The sequence below is a fragment of the Fusibacter fontis genome (genome assembly GCF_055378735.1).
In genome coordinates, this window is the sequence record NZ_AP042445.1 from 575,144 (window position 1) to 589,171 (window position 14,028).

15 protein-coding genes are annotated in these 14,028 nt (G+C 36.6%); all 15 read left to right on the forward strand.

Annotated elements, in window-relative coordinates; translation table 11 throughout:
* Positions 1 to 10: 10 nt before the first annotated feature.
* On the forward strand, positions 11 to 181 hold the full coding sequence (gene rpmF / locus ACZ41W_RS02515) for a 50S ribosomal protein L32 (RefSeq protein ID WP_464313307.1): 171 nt from the start codon (positions 11 to 13) through the stop codon (positions 179 to 181).
* Between the two features lie 157 nt (positions 182 to 338).
* On the forward strand, positions 339 to 1,376 hold the full coding sequence (gene plsX, locus ACZ41W_RS02520; RefSeq protein ID WP_464313308.1) for a phosphate acyltransferase PlsX: 1,038 nt from the start codon (positions 339 to 341) through the stop codon (positions 1,374 to 1,376).
* A 189-nt stretch (positions 1,377 to 1,565) separates the two neighbouring features.
* A complete protein-coding gene (gene rnc, locus ACZ41W_RS02525; RefSeq protein WP_464313309.1) occupies positions 1,566 to 2,267 on the forward strand; it encodes a ribonuclease III in 702 nt (233 codons plus the stop codon).
* Positions 2,254 to 3,333 carry an elongator complex protein 3 gene (locus ACZ41W_RS02530; RefSeq protein WP_464313310.1) on the forward strand — a complete coding sequence of 360 codons (1,080 nt, stop codon included), beginning with the start codon at positions 2,254 to 2,256 and terminating at the stop codon, positions 3,331 to 3,333. The genes rnc and ACZ41W_RS02530 overlap by 14 nt, the downstream gene beginning before the upstream one ends.
* Positions 3,334 to 3,335: 2 nt before the next feature.
* Positions 3,336 to 6,893 carry a chromosome segregation protein SMC gene (smc, locus tag ACZ41W_RS02535; protein ID WP_464313311.1) on the forward strand — a complete coding sequence of 1,186 codons (3,558 nt, stop codon included), beginning with the start codon at positions 3,336 to 3,338 and terminating at the stop codon, positions 6,891 to 6,893.
* 89 nt (positions 6,894 to 6,982) lie between these two features.
* Positions 6,983 to 7,900: a signal recognition particle-docking protein FtsY gene (ftsY, locus tag ACZ41W_RS02540; protein ID WP_464313312.1), complete on the forward strand. Its 918-nt coding sequence runs from the start codon at positions 6,983 to 6,985 to the stop codon at positions 7,898 to 7,900.
* Between the two features lie 65 nt (positions 7,901 to 7,965).
* Positions 7,966 to 8,316 carry a YlxM family DNA-binding protein gene (ylxM, locus tag ACZ41W_RS02545; protein ID WP_464313313.1) on the forward strand — a complete coding sequence of 117 codons (351 nt, stop codon included), beginning with the start codon at positions 7,966 to 7,968 and terminating at the stop codon, positions 8,314 to 8,316.
* A 28-nt stretch (positions 8,317 to 8,344) separates the two neighbouring features.
* Positions 8,345 to 9,685, forward strand: a complete 1,341-nt coding sequence (ffh, locus tag ACZ41W_RS02550) for a signal recognition particle protein (RefSeq protein ID WP_464313314.1) — start codon at positions 8,345 to 8,347, stop codon at positions 9,683 to 9,685.
* A gap of 57 nt (positions 9,686 to 9,742) precedes the next feature.
* On the forward strand, positions 9,743 to 9,994 hold the full coding sequence (rpsP, locus tag ACZ41W_RS02555; RefSeq protein ID WP_464313315.1) for a 30S ribosomal protein S16: 252 nt from the start codon (positions 9,743 to 9,745) through the stop codon (positions 9,992 to 9,994).
* 19 nt (positions 9,995 to 10,013) lie between these two features.
* On the forward strand, positions 10,014 to 10,244 hold the full coding sequence (locus tag ACZ41W_RS02560; protein ID WP_464313316.1) for a KH domain-containing protein: 231 nt from the start codon (positions 10,014 to 10,016) through the stop codon (positions 10,242 to 10,244).
* A gap of 72 nt (positions 10,245 to 10,316) precedes the next feature.
* On the forward strand, positions 10,317 to 10,823 hold the full coding sequence (rimM, locus tag ACZ41W_RS02565; RefSeq protein WP_464313317.1) for a ribosome maturation factor RimM: 507 nt from the start codon (positions 10,317 to 10,319) through the stop codon (positions 10,821 to 10,823).
* Complete coding sequence (gene trmD, locus ACZ41W_RS02570) at positions 10,820 to 11,548, forward strand: tRNA (guanosine(37)-N1)-methyltransferase TrmD (RefSeq protein ID WP_464313318.1); 729 nt, start codon at positions 10,820 to 10,822, stop codon at positions 11,546 to 11,548. Before rimM ends, trmD begins: the two co-directional genes overlap by 4 nt.
* A 95-nt stretch (positions 11,549 to 11,643) precedes the next feature.
* Positions 11,644 to 11,997, forward strand: a complete 354-nt coding sequence (gene rplS, locus ACZ41W_RS02575; RefSeq protein WP_464313319.1) for a 50S ribosomal protein L19 — start codon at positions 11,644 to 11,646, stop codon at positions 11,995 to 11,997.
* A 127-nt stretch (positions 11,998 to 12,124) separates the two neighbouring features.
* Positions 12,125 to 13,156: a ribosome biogenesis GTPase YlqF gene (ylqF, locus tag ACZ41W_RS02580; RefSeq protein ID WP_464313320.1), complete on the forward strand. Its 1,032-nt coding sequence runs from the start codon at positions 12,125 to 12,127 to the stop codon at positions 13,154 to 13,156.
* Positions 13,156 to 14,025 (forward strand): ribonuclease HII, encoded by an 870-nt coding sequence (locus ACZ41W_RS02585; RefSeq protein WP_464313321.1) that lies wholly within the window; start codon positions 13,156 to 13,158, stop codon positions 14,023 to 14,025. Before ylqF ends, ACZ41W_RS02585 begins: the two co-directional genes overlap by 1 nt.
* The last annotated feature ends 3 nt before the right edge of the window (positions 14,026 to 14,028 follow it).

A 14,028-nucleotide genomic window follows, 5' to 3' on the forward strand; every position in this document is an offset into this window, starting at 1 on the left:
GTGTTAAGATATGGCAGTACCTAAGCGTAAAATAGGTAAAGCGAGAAGAGATAAAAGAAGAGCGGCTAACATCAAAATGACTGCTCCAAACATTATCGAATGTCCAAAATGTAAAGCGGCAAATGTATCACACAGAGAATGTGCTGAGTGTGGCTATTACCACAGCAGAGACGCTAAATAATTAGGAGAAGACTCCTACCAAAAAGGCAATAGTCAATCGACTATTGCCTTTTATATTGTTTTTACGTATGATAATAAGTGAAATATAAGAAATAAAATATAAAGATGAGTAATTTCATATGAGTAATAACAGATGAACATCTTATAGTGAGGTCAAGATGAAAATTGGATTTGATGGAATGGGCGGAGATCACGGCCCAATAGAGACCGTAAAAGGTGCAGTTGAAGCATTAACTCTGATTCAAGGAAGCATCGTCATCTACGGAGACGAAAAACAGCTGAAAAGCGAGTTGTCAAAGTATTCCTATGACACAGCACGAATCAGTATTGTCGCTACAACTGAAGTGATTGAAAATGATGATAAACCAGTTAAAGCGATTAAAACAAAAAGTGACTCATCCATGGTAGTCGGGTTAAAAGCATTGAGAAAAGGCGATATCGATGCATTTGTCTCAGCGGGAAATACAGGGGCATTACTTGCTGGAGGTCTATTAAAAGTTGGCAGAATTAAAGGCATCAATCGACCTGCATTATGCACGATTTATCCAACGATGCATGGAGCGTCAGTACTTGTAGATGCAGGCGCAAATGCAGAATGTAAATCTCGAAACTTGCTTGAATTTGCATATATGGGAAGTTTGTATGCGGAAAAAGTAGTTGGAATTCAAAACCCTAAAGTGGGTCTTGTGAACATTGGAGCTGAAGAGACAAAAGGAACGCCGCTTTATATTGAATCGCATCAGCTTTTAAAAGAAACGGATCTCAATTTTATTGGAAATGTTGAAGCGAGAGATATCCCAAGTGGTAAAGTAGATGTCATCGTAGCCGATGGTTTTACTGGAAATATCATTTTAAAATTGACGGAGGGCGTTGCCATTCAATTGGTTGGTGGACTTAAAAAGCAAATTGTTAAAAATACCATTGGAAAAATTGGAGGATTATTAGTTAAAAAAAATCTTTCGGACTTTAAAAAAGTACTTGATTATACGGAATATGGTGGTGCGCCGCTTCTTGGAGTCAATGGACTTGTGGTTAAAGGGCATGGTTCTTCCAATTCAAAGGCGTTTAAAAATGCAATCAAATATGCTGAAGTTGCTGCTAAATCAGGATTGGTCGATGAAATCAAACAAAAAGTGTCCAGTTTTCCAAAATTAGTGAATGAAACGGAAACGGCAGAAGAAACCGATGAAGCATAAAGAAATCATGAGATGAGACGTTGATTCAAACGTCTCATTTTTTAATATAAGCATTGTGTTTTAGCTCCTAAAACTATAAAATAGAATGTGTGCCCAATAAAAGGTCGTTTAAATATATTATGACTTAACAGTGGAATTTCAGTTGTAATAGTATATTTAAGTGTCCTTTCTAGAAAGAGAGGAATCAATATGCATGGATCACTAAGCAATTTAGAAACTACCATGGGATATCGGTACAAAGATTCACAACTTTTGTTAAGAGCGTTAACCCATAGTTCGTATTCAAATGAAAACAAGAAAGAAAAATTAAAAAACAATGAGCGATTAGAATTTTTAGGAGATTCAGTTTTAGGGCTAATTATCAGCGAATATCTCTTTAGCCATTATACGACGTTAGAAGAAGGTCAGTTGACCAAAATTCGTGCAAAAATTGTGTGTGAATCTTCGCTTTGTGGAGCGGCGAAAGCGCTAAAATTAGGGGAATTTATGCTGTTTGGCAGAGGTGAGGAGCTCACTGGCGGACGAGAAAGAACTTCTATTTTATCAGATGCATTTGAAGCTGTCATTGCCTCTATTTTTCTAGATGGTGGCATGGAGGTGGCAAGAGATTTTGTTCTTAAACAACTTCAACCTGTCATCGCAGATGCTGTTCAGGGAAAACTGTTTGTCGATTATAAGACGCGTTTACAAGAAGTGATCCAAGTGCATAAAAACAATCGAATTAAGTATGAAATCGTGCGTGAAGAAGGACCCGATCATGCAAAATTGTTTTTTACTGAAGTAAAATTAAACGACGAACTCATTGGAGTTGGTTCGGGTAGAAGTAAAAAAGAATCTGAACAAGAGGCAGCGCGAGAAGGATTAAAGAGGCTTGAGCATGCTGAAAAATAGTGTAGGTATTATTCCTATTTTTGTATCGCATATGGGATGCCCTAACGACTGTATATTTTGTAATCAAAGGAAAATTAATGGTTCTACAGAAGCTCTTAAGCCAAATGAAATATATGACTATGTGGCAGAATATCTAGCAACAATGAAGCGAGATCAAGTCGAGCTCGCTTTTTTCGGTGGAAGCTTTACTGGAATTGATGTTTCCTTGCAAGAAGCCTATCTATCAGTGGCATATGCACTTAAACGACAGGGAAAAATTCATAAAATTAGACTCTCAACCAGGCCTGATTATATAGATGCATCCGTGGTGGAAAGACTCAAAAAGTACTCTGTTGATTTAGTTGAACTGGGATGTCAGTCGTTTGATGATGACGTGTTATCTTTGTCAAAGCGAGGCCATAGTAGAGCAGCGATTTTTGAAGCGGTAAAACGCCTTAAAGAAAACAAAATTCCCTTTGGGATTCAATTGATGCTTGGTTTGCCCGGGGATACTTATGAGTGTTTTATGGATTCAGTTGAACAAACAAGGCGACTTCGACCTACATGCATTCGGCTATATCCAGCACTTGTGATAAAGGAAACGGAGTTAAACGAATCTTTTCATGCCGGAAAGTTCAAGCCAATCAGTCTACAAACGGCAGTCGAGTGGTGCGCAGATGCATATGGTATTTTTGAACGCAATGAAATGAATGTCATTCGAATGGGGCTACAAAAAACAGATCTGATTGATTTTGATGGAGAAGTAGTAGCTGGACCGTTTCATCCTGCATTTGGGGAGTTGGTTCAGTCAGAATTATTTAAACGCGCCATCTGTCACAGCTTAAATCAACTGTTGTCCATTCAAAAAATAAAACGGTCCATACAGGTTTATGTGAATCCAAAACAGATCTCCATGGCAATTGGCCAAAAACAGATTAACTTAATCAAGTTTCAAGAAATTGTCCGTGAGACGGATGATTTGTGTCATTTAACCATTCAGCCACATGTTGAGGTTGAGTATAATATGATACAAATCACATGTGAAGACATGACGATAAAGCAATCTATCCTATATTTTGAGGTGTAAAAGTGTATTTAAAACAAGTTGAAATGAGGGGATTTAAATCCTTTGCAGATAGAACGGTTGTTGAATTTAAAGATGGCGTGACATGTGTTGTCGGTCCTAATGGCAGCGGGAAAAGTAATATAACGGACGCAGTTAGATGGGTTCTTGGTGAGCAACGTGTGAAGACGTTACGCGGAAACAAAATGGAAGATGTTATATTCAACGGTACAAAGCATAGAAAGGCATTGGGGTTAGCAGAGGTAAAACTCACTTTTGACAATACAGACCATTTTTTTCCGCTGGAGTATGATGAAATTTCAGTAGTAAGACGTGTACATCGTTCAGGGGATAGTGAGTACTTAATTAATCAGATGCCTTGTAGGTTAAAAGATGTTCGTGAACTATTTATGGATACTGGGATTGGGCGAGAAGGATATTCTATCATTGGACAAGGTCGAATTGATGAAATTTTGAGTAATAACAAAGAAGAAAGACGTCTTTTGTTTGAAGAGGCTGCTGGAATCTTAAAATATAAAACTCGAAAAATCGAATCTGAGAAAAAATTGCAAACGACATCTGATAATCTTTTGAGAATCCAAGACATTATTTCTGAGATTGAAGATCGCGTTGAACCCTTAAGACTTGAAAGTGAACGCGCTAAGCAGTATATCGACTTGACTGAAGCGCTGAAGAATATTGAATTAAATTACTTTTCTAAACGATATATGGAAATTGAACAAAGTTTACTGGATGTTCTGAGTCAAATGCGTGAATTTGAAGATCAAATTAAAGCCATTGATGAACGTCATTTAGATTTAAAGCGAGAGTATTCCACTCAAGATGAGCAAATGATTCAGATTAACCGTGACATTCGAGCGCTTGAAGCTCAATACCACGAACTGCAAAATTATGAAAGCAAGACAATTGGCGAGCGAGATTTATTAACAGAAAAAAAAGCGAATACGTCATTGAATATCAAACGAGTAGAAACTGAGCTTAATGAAATTGAAAATGAGCGCAAGTCTCTAAGCCAACAATATGATGGTCTCGTTGAAGAAAAAACCAAACTCCACGAAGAATGGCAACAACTTGAAGCGCTTTTACTGGAACTTTCTGAAAAACTCGATGCCGAAAGAGAACGATTAGGTGACGCGAAACACTATAATGAAACCAGTAAAAAAGATGTGATTGATCAGCTCAATCAAATTGAAATGAAGAAACAGGAAATTGAAACGCTCAGCAGATTAAGCGTTTCTTTGAATGAAAAATTAAATCAAATTGAACAACAAGTTGCTCAGCAAACTGCAGCGATTCAGCAATCTCATCAAGATAAAGAGCTCGTAGAAACGCAATTGAAAGCGCATCAAGCAAATCGAGATGCATTGAACTCAAAGCTAGCTCAAGCCATTCAGTTTACTGAATTCAACAAAAAGAAACTATCCGAGTCAAGCAAAGAATTAGAAAGTATGACGTCTGACAAGGCGAAATGTCAAACGGAATGCAAATTACTAAAAACACTTGAAGAAGAATATGACGGATATGATAAAGGTGTCAAAGATATTCTCATGAGTCTCGAAGATCAATCGGGGATTATCGGGATTGTTGCATCGATTATTGAGGTACCCAAAAAATATGAAGTCGCTATAGAAGTTGCTCTTGGAAAGGCAATTCAAAACATCGTATGTGAAAAAATATCGGATGCAAAGCGGTCGATTGAATTTTTACGTAGACGCGATTTAGGTCGAGTGACATTCTTGCCTCTTGAAAACTTAGAAGATAAAGGTCATCAGTCAGAGCCTCTAGAACAAGCAAAAAATGAAAAAGGATTTGTTGGCATTGCCAGTGATTTGATTTCCATTGAATCAAAATATCAAAAACTTGGAGAATTCTTACTCGGTAGGATTATCATTGCAGAAGATTTTGATACGGCAAGTCGAATGATCAAGATTAAGAACTTAAAATACAAAGTTATAACGCTAGAAGGCGATATTTTGGTACCGGGTGGTGCGATTACAGGTGGTTCATTTAAGTCAAAAGTTTCCAATATTTTGAGCAGAAAGAGAATTATTAGTGAACTTGAAGCCAAGATTAAGTCGCTCGAAACCTCGTGCGAAGTGAAAAAAACGGAAGTAGAACAGTTTTCTATGACACTGACGGAGCAAGATTCAGTGATTAAGCAACTAAGATCTGAACTCGATGCATTGAGATTAGAGATTGTTCGGTTAGAGAATACACTTGAAAACCATTTAGTTACAGTGGGAAATTCAAGTGAAGTACTGGCAAAATATCAATCGGATTATCAAACGTTAAAAACAGAATATGAAGAAACGGTTCAAAGAATAGATTTAAATCAGACAGATATCTTATCGACAAAAGAACTCGTCGATAAGATTGAACAAGAGTTAAATCAGGCAAATTCTGAAATTGAAAAGATGGATGAAGTCGTTCAGAAAATCAATGACGAGTATACAGCTGTCAAGATCAAACTCGCGTCATTTGAACAGATGGTAGCCTTTAAAGAACGCGAAGTATTGCGCGCGCAAGACGATTTAGATATTTTGAGTCAAAAATGTGAAATGCGCAAAAAACAAATGGTTGATTTTAGCGATCATACAGAAATTTTTGACGATCAACTTCAACTGCTCAATGATAAAATTGAACAAATCAAACAAGATGCTATAGCATGCAAAAAAGATATTGATTCAAAGACGCTGATTAAGCAAGAAGCGTATCGTTCTCTAAATGGTATGACATCTGAAATTGAACAGTTAAATGCAAAACATGATGCGGCTAAAGAAAACATTCACAAACTTGAAGTGAAGAAAGTTAAACTTGAAGTTGAAAAAGATACAGTTACCACTGAACTTTGGGAAAAATACGAGATGAGTATTGCAGAAGCGCTACAAGTTGAAGAAGTGCCTTATCAAAAATCGGAGATGAAGCAACTTCGATACGAACTTAAACTACTCGGAACGGTGAATGTCAATGCCATAAAAGAGTATGAAGAGGTTTCTACAAGATATACATTTTTATCGGAACAGAAGAAGGATTTGCTAGATGCCATTCATCAACTTGAGAAAATTATTTCTGAGCTTGAGAAGAAAATGATTGAGATGTTCAAAGAAAATTTTGAAGTGATTAATTCTCACTTTAAAGGCACATTTAAATCGTTATTTAACGGCGGAGATGCGGAACTCTTGCTATCCGATTATGATAATATTTTGGATTGCGATGTGGAAATCATTGCACAACCACCCGGTAAAAAACTGCAGAGCATTAACCTGTTATCAGGTGGTGAGAAAGCATTGACAGCAATTGCATTATTGTTTGCTATTTTATCGACAAAACCGACACCGTTTTGTATATTAGATGAGATCGAAGCAGCACTTGACGATGTAAATGTTTACCGCTTTGCAGATTTTATTAAAGAATATGCAAGTAATTCGCAATTTGTGGTGATTACGCATCGTAAAGGCACGATGGAAGTTGCAGATACACTATATGGTGTGACCATGGAAGAGTACGGAATTTCAAAAGTGCTCAGTGTCAAACTTGAAGATATTGCGGCACAGCTGGATTAATGTGTTTGTGAAATATAAAATGTGATATTTTAACAAGGCATGATATCGCATCAGACAATATATAAGAAGATCAGTATAGAGGAGGCAATATGGCATTTGGATTTTTTAATAAGTTAAAAGAAGGTTTGGACAAAACGAGAAAAGGCATCACAGATAAATTGGATGACCTATTTAACAATTACGGTGAAATTGATGACGAATTATTCGATGAGCTTGAGGAAATATTAATTATCGCAGATGTTGGAATTCCAACGACACATAAATTAATTGAACGCTTAAGAGCTGAATTGAAGTTGAGAAAAGTGAAAGACGCAAGTGAAGTGAAAGGCGTCTTTAAAGAGGTTGTAGAGATGATGCTTAGAGAGAACAACAGTGTACCATTTGATGCTGGAGATGTACCGACCATCATTATGGTAATTGGCGTTAATGGTGTTGGTAAAACGACTTCAATTGGCAAAATTGCACATCACTTAAAATCTCAAGGGAAATCTGTTCTAATCGCTGCTGCAGATACGTTTAGAGCTGCTGCAATTGATCAATTAAAAGTTTGGGGCGATCGCGTAGGCGTTAATGTGATTCATCAGTCTGAAGGCTCAGACCCTGCTGCTGTAGTGTTTGATGCTGTTCAATCCGCTAAAGCGAAAAAAGTCGATGTATTGATTTGTGATACGGCAGGTAGATTGCATAACAAAGTGAATCTGATGAACGAGCTTGCAAAAGTGTTTAGGGTGATTGAACGAGAATATCCTGACGCAAAACGAGAAGTTCTACTTGTACTTGACGCGACAACCGGTCAAAATGCAATACAGCAAGCTAAAGTGTTTAACGAAGCGGCTCAAATATCGGGTATTGTTTTGACAAAACTCGATGGTACTGCAAAAGGCGGAGTTGTAATGGCCATTAATTCAGAACTCAATATACCGGTGAAATTAATTGGTGTAGGTGAAGGCATCGATGACTTACAAAACTTTGATCCACATGACTTTGTAGAAGCACTTTTTAATTAATTTTAGATGTAAAGTGAAAATGCTTGACACCCTATGTGATTTGAATTATAATTTGTGAGGATGCTATGTTTGAAAAAAAAGTGAGACTAGATGATTTGTACGAGTTTTATGGAAAAATGCTGACAGAAAAGCAAAATGAGATTATGAGTTTATATTGTGAAATGGATTATTCACTTGGCGAAATCTCAGAGATCTGTGGCATCAGTCGACAAGCAGTTCACGATACCATTAAGCGGACTGAAAAAACACTTGAAAACTACGAAAGTCAGTTAAAGCTATATGATAAATTTCAAGAAAAACAAACTGCATTTGAACGTATTTTAGACATTTCAAATCAGATAGAAACATTGAAGAATGAAAATGCAATGGATCTTATCAACGAAATAAAAATAATCGCAACACGTGAATTAGAATAGATGAACGGCTCGTATAGGAGGGCACACGGTGGCATTTGAAGGCTTAGCAGATAAACTACAAAACGCCTTTAACCAACTTAGAGGCAAAGGTAAGTTAAACGAGAAAGATGTCAAAGAAGCAATGAGAGAAGTAAAACTTGCATTGCTCGAGGCGGACGTTAACTTTAAAGTCGTAAAAGATTTTATTAATACAGTAACTGAACGCGCTATCGGTGAGTCGGTTATGCAAAGTCTTACACCGGGACAACAAGTCATTAAAATTGTGAATGAAGAATTGACGAATTTGATGGGTAAGACACAAAGTAAACTTGAATATTCATCACAACCACCAACCGTGATTATGATGGCAGGTCTACAAGGTGCTGGTAAAACAACCACTTGTGGAAAACTCGGTAGTTTACTCAAAAAACAAGGCAAACGACCTTTGTTGGTCGCTTGTGATATCTATCGACCAGCTGCCATTCAACAATTAAAAGTAGTTGGTGAGAAAGTCGGCGTTCCAGTTTTTGAAATGGGGAATCAAGTAAATCCTGTTGAAATTGCAAAAGCTGGGGTTGCACATGCGATTCATTTTAACAACGATGTGGTGATCCTAGATACAGCAGGTCGATTGCACATTGATGAGAATCTCATGCAAGAGCTGATTAAAATCAAAGAAACCGTTTCACCTAAAGAAATCTTATTGGTTCTGGATTCTATGACGGGTCAAGATGCTGTCAATGTCGCAGAACATTTCAATAGTCAACTCGAAATCAATGGTGTCATTTTAACCAAACTAGATGGCGATACCCGTGGTGGTGCAGCACTTTCTGTAAGAGCTGTTACTGGAAAGCCAATTAAATTTGCTTGTATTGGTGAAAAATTAACGGATATTGAAGAGTTTTATCCAGATCGAATGGCCTCTAGAATTCTAGGTATGGGCGATGTTCTTTCTTTAATTGAGAAAGCACAAGAAAACTTCGATGAAGAAAAAGCAAAAAAACTTGAAAAGAAAATGAAAACTGCATCATTTGACCTTGAAGACTTCTTAGATCAATTAGAACAACTTCAAAATATGGGACCAATTGGCGACATTATGAAGATGCTTCCAGGTATGAATAATAAAGCACTTAAAGGCATTGAGGTCAATGATAAGGATTTAGTTCGTACGAAGGCGATTATTCAATCTATGACGCCGAAAGAGAGACAAGATCCAGATATTATCAATGGTTCAAGAAAAAAACGTATCGCTGCAGGTTGTGGTGTTCATGTTTCCGAAGTCAATCGACTGCTCAAACAGTTTGATCAAACGAAGAAAATGATGAAACAATTTGGTGGTATGGAGAAAAAAATGAAAAAAGGTGGGGGATTTAAATTTCCTTTCTTTTAATAAATGCTTTTCATAATTAAATTAATGATAAGATAAAACAAATAAGGAGGTGAAAAAATGGCAGTTAAAATCAGATTGACAAGAATGGGTTCTAATAAAAAACCTTTCTATAGAGTTGTTGTTGCAGATTCTAGATCACCTAGAGATGGTAAATTCATCGATCAAATCGGTTACTTCAATCCATTATTAGAAGGTGAGCAAGTTAAATTAGATACTGAAAAAGCAAGACACTGGTTAAGCACTGGTGCACAACCTACAGATACTGTAAAAGCTCTTTTCAAGAAAAACGGCGTTTACGAAGCGAAGTAATAGTATACGAGGTGAGTGAATGAGCGAATTGGTAAGAATCATTGCAGCATCATTAGTTGATTATCCTGAGCAAGTAGAAGTGAAAGAGGTTGAAGGATCTCAATCTATTATCATCGAGCTCAAAGTTGCTCCAGAAGATATGGGCAAAGTAATCGGCAAACAAGGCAGAATTGCAAAAGCAATCCGTACGGTTGTTAAAGCAGCTGCAACAAAAGAAAATAAAAGAGTTGTTGTTGAAATTATTCAATAATGTAGAGGTAGCTATTTCTGTGTAAAAACTTGAAATAGCTATTTTCATAACTGAAAGGCAAATGGAGGCTTTATGGAAGGCTGTTTTAATATGGGGAAAATCGTCAATACACATGGTGTAAGAGGCGAGATGAAACTTTACCCGTATACAGATGATTTGGATAAATTTGAAGAGTTTGAGTACTTATATGTAGAAGGTTATGGAAAGAAAAAGTTCCGAATTGAATCCACTCGTGTGCACAAAAATATGGTTTTATTGACATTCGAAGGATATCAAGATATTAATAAAGTCTTAGAATTTATCAATAAGAACGTTTACATTGAAAGATCAGACGCCGATGATGGAAGTGAAGGTCATTATATAGTCGATTTGGTTGGATGTGATATTTATGACGATCAAGGAGAGTATTTAGGAAAATTGATGGATGTTTTGCAAAATACAGCACAAGATTTATATGAAATCAAACGTGCTGTAGATGGCAAACTCTTCTACTTGCCTGTTGTTGACGAATTTGTTAAACATATAGATATTCATGCAAAAAAAATCGTGGTTCATTTGATTGAAGGGATGATAGAATGAAGTTTCGAGTTCTAACACTTTTTCCAGAGCAATTTGAAGGCTTTGTCAACACGAGTATTATTGGTAGAGCGGTTGAAAGAGAGCACATCAAAATTGAAGTCGATCAAATTCGAGAGTATTCAACCGATAAACATAAAAAAGTGGACGATGCACCTTTTGGTGGCGGCGCAGGAATGGTGATGAGTGTTCAGCCATTAAGAGATGCACTCTTGTCAAAACCACGTCTGGATAATTGTAAAGTCCTCTATCTATCGCCGCGTGGTACGACATTAACGCATGAAAAAGTTGTAGAATTGTCTTCGTTTGATGAGTTGGTGTTGGTTTGCGGTCATTATGAAGGTGTGGATCAACGTTTCATCGATCAGTATGTAGATGAAGAAATTTCAATCGGTGATTACGTATTAACCGGTGGAGAACTGGCTGCGATGGTCGTGATGGATAGCGTCAGTCGAATGGTGGAATCTGTTTTAAAGAACCAAGCATCCGCTGAAGAAGAAAGCTTTTCTAATGGATTGCTTGAATATCCGCATTATACACGACCACCAGTAGTTGATGGTTTAAATGTTCCTGAGGTTCTATTATCTGGCAATCACGCAGAAATCGCCAAATGGCGATTGGAGATGTCACTTAAAATCACAAAGGAAAGACGACCAGAACTATTTGATCAATTTATCAAGCAAACTCATGATAAAAAAACGATTCAGATAATTAAAAAAATATTGTAATTCAGCTGCAACGATGATATAATACATCTTGTTGTAATACGGATGGTCCTCTGGTAAACTGGCCAAGAACATCTACGAGGGAAGGAGGTAGTTATATGAACCAAAATATCATTAAAACTATCGAGAATGAACAGTTAAGAACAGATTTACCACAACTTAACGTTGGTGATTCAGTAAAAGTTCACTTGAAAGTTAAAGAGGGTAAAAGAGAAAGAATTCAGATTTTCGAAGGCGTAATTCTTAAAAAGCAAAATGGTGGTGTTTCTGAAACTTTCACAGTAAGAAAAATTTCTTACGGTGTTGGTGTTGAAAAAACTTTACCAGTACATTCTCCACTTATCGATAAAATCGAGATCGTTAGAGAAGGTAGCGTAAGAAGAGCTAAATTAAATTACTTAAGAGACAGATTGGGTAAATCTGCTAAAGTAAAAGAAAAGAAAAAATTCTAATAGCGAATGCTAAAGTCAAAGGGACCTGTTACAGGTCCCTTTAGATTTATATAAGCAAAGTTAATTTTGTGGTAAAATAGAATCATAGATGAAAAAACTAAAATAGTTGAGTAAAGTAGGAGTGTACATGAGTATAAATTGGTACCCTGGTCATATGAAAAAAACAAAGGATTTAATTGAAGCAAATCTAAAGCTGGTTGATGTGGTGATAGAGTTGCTTGATGCCAGAATCCCTATTAGTAGCCGAAATCCACAATTTGATCAACTTGTTGGTCGAAAAAAGAGAATAGTCGCGCTTAATAAATACGATTTAGCGGATCCGAGTCGCACACGTGCATGGATACAGTACTATGCTAAAAAAAATATCAAAGCCATCCCCATTAACTCATTAAATGGAGACGGTATCCAAGATTTGATTAATGAAGTGAAAGCATCTGCAACAGACGTTTTTGAAAAAGCACAGCGCCAAGGACGTTTGGTTCGACCGATTCGAGCGATGATTGTGGGAATTCCCAATGTTGGCAAATCTTCACTCATTAACAAATTAGCGGGTAAAACAGCTGCAAAAACCGGAAACAAGCCGGGTGTTACAAAAGGAAAGCAATGGATTCGATTAAACAGTGAAATAGAACTGTTTGATACACCGGGTATATTATGGCCTAAAATTGAAGAAGATTTAATGGGGATAAAACTTGCTTGTTCTGGAGCAATCAAGGATGAAGTCCTAAATATAGAAGATATTGCATTTCAATTAATAAAACTCCTTCTTAAGGACTATAAAACGCTCTTTTTTGAACGTTATAAACTTGAAGAATCAGATATTCTAACGGCAATTGAAGAATACGGTGATTATCAAGCTGGTGATTTAAACAATGACCGAGAAAATTGTGATGAGTTTGACGAATCAAATGAATCAAATGAATTTGATCAACATAATAGTACGAACTCGTTAGATATCACACTGGATGTCATTGAAGATCCAATGTTCACTTCTGAATATATTGTTGAAATTATGAATCAAGTGGGCAGAAAACGCGGATGTCTCATTAAAGGCAATGAAGTAGACTTAGAAAAATCAAGTCGATTAATCGTAGATGATTTTAGAAAGGGATTAATTGGTAAGATTACACTTGAAGTTCCAGTGGTTGGAGGCTTGTAATGATTCAGAAATTTGATACAACTATTCTGAGGTCTTTTTTGGATAAATATAGTGAAGGAAAATCGTCCAAATTAAGTATGAAAGAAATCACTGCGGACTTTTCTTCAATTTTTGACGATACTTTGCAGTATACACAAACAGACTTCGAAATGATCAGCAACCTGTTGTCAGAACTCAAATCGGACAGTAGAGTCGCTTGTCAAAATATCGCAACGCGTATGGAGAAAAAAATTCAAAATTATCATAAAGAGTCTGAGCGCATGTTTAAGATGTTTGAGTTTGAACGTGAGGCAAATTCAGACCAATATGTGTTTGTTGCTGGTCTTGATGAAGCTGGAAGAGGACCTTTAGTAGGACCTGTAGTAGCAGCAGCCGTTATTTTAGATTCAAATTATCCATGGCGAAATATCAACGATTCAAAAAAATTAACAGCACAGCAGCGTGATCAACTTTATGAAGAAATTATAGCAAATTCAATCGCCTATGGTGTTGGAATCGCATCTCATGAAGAAATTGATGCAATCAATATTTTAAATGCAACAAAACTAGCTATGAAACGCGCGATTGAATCCATGCACTGTTCACCGGATTACTTATTAATTGATGCGGTAAAATTAAATGAAATGGAAATTGTACAAAAAAGTATCATAAAAGGCGATCAAAAAAGCGCTTCCATTGCAGCCGCTTCAATTTTAGCCAAAGTCACAAGAGACCGATTGATAGATGAATTGCACGAAGTTTATCCTCAATATGGATTTGATCAACACAAAGGTTATGGAACACCTAAACACTATGAGGCGATTAAACAATACGGTATTTTAAACGAACACAGAAGAAGCTTTTTGAAAAATTTTTCATTTGAATCCTAAATA

Bases quoted from the DNA above. Each gene is read 5' to 3' on its own strand.
- rpsP (WP_464313315.1), top strand. From the start codon at position 9,743: ATGGCAGTTAAAATCAGATTGACAAGAATGGGTTCTAATAAAAAACCT.
- rimM (WP_464313317.1), top strand. From the start codon at position 10,317: ATGGAAGGCTGTTTTAATATGGGGAAAATCGTCAATACACATGGTGTA.
- ftsY (WP_464313312.1), top strand. From the start codon at position 6,983: ATGGCATTTGGATTTTTTAATAAGTTAAAAGAAGGTTTGGACAAAACG.
- plsX (WP_464313308.1), top strand. From the start codon at position 339: ATGAAAATTGGATTTGATGGAATGGGCGGAGATCACGGCCCAATAGAG.
- rnc (WP_464313309.1), top strand. From the start codon at position 1,566: ATGCATGGATCACTAAGCAATTTAGAAACTACCATGGGATATCGGTAC.
- ACZ41W_RS02530 (WP_464313310.1), top strand. From the start codon at position 2,254: ATGCTGAAAAATAGTGTAGGTATTATTCCTATTTTTGTATCGCATATG.
- rpmF (WP_464313307.1), top strand. From the start codon at position 11: ATGGCAGTACCTAAGCGTAAAATAGGTAAAGCGAGAAGAGATAAAAGA.
- ACZ41W_RS02560 (WP_464313316.1), top strand. From the start codon at position 10,014: ATGAGCGAATTGGTAAGAATCATTGCAGCATCATTAGTTGATTATCCT.
- ACZ41W_RS02585 (WP_464313321.1), top strand. From the start codon at position 13,156: ATGATTCAGAAATTTGATACAACTATTCTGAGGTCTTTTTTGGATAAA.
- trmD (WP_464313318.1), top strand. From the start codon at position 10,820: ATGAAGTTTCGAGTTCTAACACTTTTTCCAGAGCAATTTGAAGGCTTT.
- rplS (WP_464313319.1), top strand. From the start codon at position 11,644: ATGAACCAAAATATCATTAAAACTATCGAGAATGAACAGTTAAGAACA.
- ylqF (WP_464313320.1), top strand. From the start codon at position 12,125: ATGAGTATAAATTGGTACCCTGGTCATATGAAAAAAACAAAGGATTTA.
- ylxM (WP_464313313.1), top strand. From the start codon at position 7,966: ATGTTTGAAAAAAAAGTGAGACTAGATGATTTGTACGAGTTTTATGGA.